This window comes from Micromonospora sp. NPDC002411 (assembly GCF_053592955.1).
The window spans coordinates 1-5,126 of the sequence record NZ_JBSFBM010000419.1 but is presented as its reverse complement, the minus strand read 5'-3'; the positions used below and the strand labels follow the sequence as shown (position 1 = coordinate 5,126).

Annotated in this window: 4 protein-coding genes and 1 pseudogene; 1 reads left to right on the top strand and 4 read right to left on the bottom strand. The window is 65.1% G+C overall.

Annotation, left to right across the window (positions count from 1 at the left end; genetic code table 11):
* A partial coding sequence (locus ACWCO3_RS31235) for a transposase (RefSeq protein ID WP_450013472.1) occupies window positions 1-431 on the bottom strand: 431 nt, incomplete at its 3' end.
* A gap of 299 nt (window positions 432-730) precedes the next feature.
* Window positions 731-2,617, bottom strand: a complete 1,887-nt coding sequence (locus ACWCO3_RS31230) for a hypothetical protein (RefSeq protein WP_450013470.1) — start codon at window positions 2,615-2,617, stop codon at window positions 731-733.
* A 445-nt stretch (window positions 2,618-3,062) separates the two neighbouring features.
* Here ACWCO3_RS31230 and ACWCO3_RS31225 point away from each other — a divergent pair.
* Window positions 3,063-3,329, top strand: a pseudogene (locus tag ACWCO3_RS31225) (transposase); the annotation flags it as partial.
* A gap of 179 nt (window positions 3,330-3,508) precedes the next feature.
* On the opposite strand, the gene ACWCO3_RS31220 reads toward ACWCO3_RS31225, so the two are convergent.
* Both ACWCO3_RS31220 and ACWCO3_RS31215 read right to left on the bottom strand, forming a co-directional pair.
* Window positions 3,509-4,570, bottom strand: a complete 1,062-nt coding sequence (locus ACWCO3_RS31220) for a hypothetical protein (RefSeq protein ID WP_145783447.1) — start codon at window positions 4,568-4,570, stop codon at window positions 3,509-3,511.
* Window positions 4,567-5,126, bottom strand: a 560-nt coding sequence (locus ACWCO3_RS31215; protein ID WP_450013468.1) for a toll/interleukin-1 receptor domain-containing protein, incomplete at its 5' end; no start/stop codon positions are given. The genes ACWCO3_RS31215 and ACWCO3_RS31220, both read right to left, overlap by 4 nt.

Here is a 5,126-nt window from a genome sequence, read left to right as displayed (position 1 = left end):
CCAGTTCCGGGGTCAGGAGCGCGTGGCGTACGGCTCCGGCGCGGGTAACCGGGTCGGCGAGCAGTCCCGTCACGAGGTCGGAGGGCGGCACTGGATGCGGCCGTCGCGCGTAGTAGGTCGAGCATGCAGCTGTGCGAACCTCGTTGACGGGTCGGTGAGGAGAACCCGCCGGACCGCCTCGGCCCGCCGCAGGACCTCGTTCTCCTGCTCCAACAACCTAATCCGGGCGCTTCCCGCAGCTCGACCGACTCACTGCCAGCGGTCCCAGGCGCGGCGCCGGCGTTGACGTCGGCCTGGCGCAGCCACTTGAACGACGTCATCGGGTGCACACCGAAGTCCTTCGCGATCTGCTGGACCGTCACGCCCGGCTCGCGGTCACGGGCCACCCGCACGACATCGTCGCGGAACTCCCGGGGGTAGGGCTTGGGCACAGCGACATCCTTCCAGCCCGCCCACAAGGCAAGCCATCTCAGATGTCACCTATCGGTGCAGCAGACCACAGGACTTTGAACCGAGGGCTGGCGCAGCGGCATCAGCCAGAAAACGGCAGCTCAGGGACCGCGGCTCGGGCGTTTCCCAATCCGCCCCGCCCAACAGCGAATACGGCCCGGACGTTAGCTGGAGCAGCGACCGATGCAGTGTCGCGGCCGGTCGCAGGCGAACAAATGATCCCTGAGTGGTACCCAACATCCCGCCCGAGGGAGCGGTTGATGGGTGTTCCGGTCACTCGTTAGAAGCGGGTGAGCTTTGCCGACTCGAATGGGCTGAGGTCAGATAGCTGGATGACGGTCGAGAACCACTTGCGGGTCAGGGGCGATCGTGTGTCCCATAGCCGCATGATGTCATCGGTTGTCGCGCCGTCGGCCGAACGCTGCGCGAAGCGCTGAAGGACGCGGATATGGGGGCGGCGGATCAGGTCGAGTAGTTTGACCGCTCGTTCAGCGAGGTTGAGCGGCTCGGCGAGCTTGGCGACGACCAGGGCGGTCCCGAGGTCTGCGCCTGTGGCTGTGGCAACTGAACTGACCCGGGCTATCGCGGCGTCGGCTGTTCGGGCGAACACCATGCCGGCGAGTGGCCGTCGAAGCCTGCGGATGATGTCCGTGCCGGTCTCCCCGACCTCCCGGCTCTCTCGTAGCGCCTCTCGGAAGCTTGTCATTGCTGCTCGAAGGTCGAGGACTCCTGTCAGGATGTCGGACCGGTCGCGCGCTTCGGCGCAAGCGATACCCAGTGCGTCCGGAAGTCGCATGGGGTGCACCAGGGCGCCGAGTCCCTCGTGCGGTGTCGGGATGGCAGGGCGCAACAGCTGATCGATGACCGTGCAGAAGTGCAGCGCATTGCGCAACTGCACTGCCTGCACTGGGTAGCGCAGCGCGGACGCCGCGTACGGGACGCCCATCAATGCGGCGCGCCGTTCGTTGAGGATGTACCGCAGTGTGTGGATGCTGGCGGCTGCTGACACCTGGCGCGTGCCGGTTCCCGCGACAATCAGTTCGGCCGGATCGGGGCTCCAGTCACTGCCGCCGGGGACGTATTCCCACGACCCAGGGCTGTCGGTGGCGGAGTCGACGTGACGGTAGTCGAGCTCGACTTCGACTCCGAGAAACGCGCCCCAGAACAGCTCGATCTGCTTGAGCCCGTCGACTTCACCACCATCCGCCGGGTCGAACCCGTGCGGACGGGCCAAGGCAGCCATCGCGGGACTGAGACGTGCCTCGTCAACGCCGCTTCTGACCACTATGCCCTGGAGTGCCTCCGGGACCGTGCACGTACTCGGGACGGCGATCGCGTCGGCAAACACCAAATAATGGGCCATTGTGGAGAGGTCGAACAGGCGGCTCGGGATCAACACGTCGTCCTCTAGCGCTCGCAGAGCGTTGCGGAACGTGGACTGATCCATGAACACGTACTCGAGGTCGGTGCGTAAGCCGGTGCTGACGAGGTCGCCGAGGTTCGCCGTGCGATCGACCTCAGGTCCCAGCACCCAGTCGAGGAGTCGCTTGTCGGTGGTGTTGACGAACACTTCGGCCTCGGCTTCTGAGATAGGCGTGCGGTCACCCTGGATATCGAGGGCGAAGCCGACGGGCGTCCGCACCAGCGCGACCTTCGTGACGGCGAGATCACGCACCAGGACCACTTCGGCGGCCGCGGGCCGGAACCGGGTCGCCCGGGGCGGTACGGCGGCCACGGTCGGACCGCGAGAGAAGTGCTCCCACCAGTCGTACTCGATCACGAGTTGCGGATCGATCTCGTGCACCGCAGCGGCCAACGCGTCGAGAAGGGCGTCGAACTCTGATTTGGACATTTCGATTTCCTGAAGCGCCACAAGGTCATGGGCCGAGGCGTCGCCCATGATGCCGAACCGGTCATGCCCGAACTGGGTCGCAGCCAGGAACAGGTTCGCGAGTTCGGCAAGCCGGAAGTACCGGTCGCCCAGAAGGAGTGCCTTTCCGTGGAGATCGCTCAGACGTCCGTACCGAGGATATTGCTGATAAACCGATGTAAATCGGTCGACGACCCTAGCGTCGTCGGCATCTGGGCCGAAGGTCTCCCGGGCGTCTCGGAGCAGGAATTTTCGGAATTGATCGAACTGAACTGGATTAGGTGGAACGAACTTCATCGCCTGACAGTACAAGTGCTCGTTACGACTCGATGGCCGCGGCGGCCCTGAGTCCTGCACCGATCAGCCTCTTTGTCGCTTGGCCGGCGCGTTCATAGTCCTGGTCGAGTACTAAGCCGTTCAGTGACAGGCCGGTCAGGTGCCTGTTGAGGTAGATCATCAAGCGCCCGACCACTACCCGCTTAGTGGTTCCCAGTAGGTCTAAGTCATGGGTGTATAGGTCATGAACCGAAGCGCATATGGCACCGCGGAGCGGGTCACACGACGGATCCGTGCTGGGTGGGCTGCCCTCGGCGGCGGTCTCGGCCGGGACCAGTCGTCCCTTGGAAGGTCCGCCAACTGGCCACCCCTCTACTGTCGCCACGTGCCCATCATGGCGGTTGACCTCAACGGCTGACATCAACGGTTGTGGCCTAGCCCGGGCATGCTGGCACAATCCACGGGCCAGGTCGGGGTGTTCCTCGTCTTCCGCTCCGGCAAGGGTCACGCGCTGATCGACCGGCAGCTCTACCTTCCGACGTCGTGGACCGATGACCGAGACCGGTGCCGGGCCGCCGGGATCCCGGACGAGGCCGAGTTCGCCACGAAGGTGCAGATGGCCCGCACCATGCTCGCCCGTGCCCTCGATAGTGAGGTGCCGGTCGGGTGGGTGACCATGGACGAGGCCTACGGGCAGTCGGAGTCGCTGCGAGTGTGGTTGGAACACGGTGATGGTAACTTTGCAGCGCCGGGCAGTCTTGTCTCGTCAACGGGACCTGCACCAGTTCTGATCGCGCCAACGCCCGTTGCGGAGATGACTAGGCCCTCGGAGTGGATTGAAGCCCGCGGGCATGGCCTGTTGGGTCCTGAGCCCCTGCTACGCGGGTTGCTGCACTGTGCTGTGCTGTGCTGTCATGGCGTTGCGGCATCGACAGGGTGAGTCTTCACCACATCGGTGCCGCGTAGCTTCGTCAGCACGGCGTCGAACGCGAGCCCGGCAGCGAACCCGACTGGCACGATGAAGTATCCGAGACGAGCGGCGCTGTCTCCCTGGAGCAGATTCGGGTTGGTTGTGAGCTGCGCCGCGAGAAAGAGAACTGCGGACAGTCCACCCGCGGCAGCGCCGAACACTGCGGCGCGTAGCCACTCGCCGACCTCGTCAAAGACGTTGCGGATCAGCGCCCCGGACACCGCCGCACACAGCGGTCCGAAGACGAGCAGGGTTACCGCCGCCCAGGTGCCGGGCCGCCACGCCGTGGCCGCAGGCAGCGTGGCGAGACCCGCCGCCAGGAAGACCAACGCGGACAGCAGGCTCCATGCTCGACGGCGCGTCTCGACGGTCGTCTGACGCTGTAACTGTTCCTGCTCGCTCAAGCGCCGCTCGTGCTGCCGGAGCAGTGACCCGACGACTGCTTCTGCTGAACCAGGACGCCACCTGGACACCATCGCCGACAGGTCTTCCTCAGACGCGGCGTCCGGCTCACCGTGCATGCGTTGCCACGCCTTCTCGGCAGATCCCCCGAACGTGCCGACCGGCGCGGCTGCGATTCGCCGGGACAGCGCAATGAGCCCGGCGATGAACGTAGACCGACCGCCGCCAATGAGCAGGATTGCATCGACCTGCAGTAGTGCCCGGTAGAACGAAACCTCCCAATCGGGTGTGGGCTCGGGTCGCGTGTCAAAGAGTTCTGGGTGGGATTGCGCCTCGGGGAAGTCTGTGGGATCAGCCCGATACGGACCGCGCACCTCGATGGCCCCAGGCCTCGCCCGGCCGGACTGGGCGTAGCCGCGCACTACGGCGGACTCGACGAAGCCTTCGTCGCTGCTGAAGACCACCAGCCGGCACCCATGCTGTGCCAGTTCCCGCCCGATTTCCTCGGCGGCGCGGGCGGCCACCGCCACGTCACGCAGCGGTGGATCGTAGGAACGCCCAGTCGCCACGCTGCCCACTACAGCCACCGTTGGCGCGCTCATGCCACCTCCCGGGCGATGCCGGCAACGATCTCGGTCGGAGACATCCGCGTGGCGCGACGGTATTCCAGTTGGCTGAACAGGTCCACGCCCGAGTCCGCAAGCAGCACCGGAAACACCCGCATTCGATCGCTGAGAGCGGCATCCATCATCCGTCGCCCTTCTTCCATGCAGTAGGAGCTCGCGACATAGTTCGGCGACAGTAGGGGCACTCCGATCGCGGCCGTCGCCAAGCTGGCCAACATGTGGTCGAGCCACCGTGCGCCGTGTGGTATTGCGGCTGGCTTCCTGTAGTCGAAGACCTCTTGGAAGGCGCTACTGAGCTCGGCGCCGATTCGGTCGGCGTACTCGTGATCTTCTTTCGCGTAGCTGAGGAACACGAGTTGGTTCAGCTTGGCGGCCGACTGGAAATAGCCCTGGGCGTCGAGCCGGTTGTCGACAAGACCTGGCTCACTTAGGATCTGCCCGATACGTTCCTCCAAGGCGACTTGCAGGCGCTCCGGGTCGCTCCAACGGATAATGTCCTTTGTATAGTGTGGGGCAAGTTCGCCGTAGATCA